This is a genomic window from Bradyrhizobium oropedii, from assembly GCF_020889685.1.
Classification (GTDB): domain Bacteria; phylum Pseudomonadota; class Alphaproteobacteria; order Rhizobiales; family Xanthobacteraceae; genus Bradyrhizobium; species Bradyrhizobium oropedii.
Map to the genome: position 1 here is coordinate 1 of NZ_JACMYO010000510.1, position 520 is coordinate 520.

Here is a 520-nt window from a genome sequence, read left to right on the forward strand (position 1 = left end):
CGGATCGAGTCGGTGCCTTTTCGCATGGATATACCTATTCCGGCCATCCGATCGCGGCCGCTGCTGCTAACGCAGTTCTCGATATTGTCGAGAAGGAACGACTAAGCGACCGTGCGAGGATCGTCGGCTCGCACTTCAATAAGCGACTTAAGGAACGGTTTGCACAGCTTGAGATCGTCGGCGAAGTGAGAGGCGTTGGTTTACTTGGCGCGATCGAATTCATTGCCGATCGTCAGACGAAACGGCGGTTCGACCCGAAGCTGAAGGTAGGTGCTCGTATCTCGAAGGCTGCTCGTGACCGGGGGCTTATCGTACGAGCAATGCCGCACGGCGATATTTTAGGTTTTGCCCCACCTCTTGTTGTGTCCGAAGGTGAGATCGATGAGATTGTTGATTTGGCGTATCGAGCGACGAAGCAGGTAATGGACGAGCTCGTAAAGGAATCGGCAATCGCTTGACCGTAAATCTCGTTCGCCTCTGGGGCGCCCTAAAGATGTTCCCTGTGCGGCGGCAGGTAGGC

1 protein-coding gene is annotated in these 520 nt (G+C 55.2%); it reads left to right on the plus strand.

The window, feature by feature from the left end:
* Positions 1–458 (plus strand): aminotransferase class III-fold pyridoxal phosphate-dependent enzyme (locus tag H8A95_RS43540; RefSeq protein ID WP_229188523.1); only part of this gene is annotated, 458 nt, incomplete at its 5' end.
* Positions 459–520 lie beyond the last annotated feature (62 nt).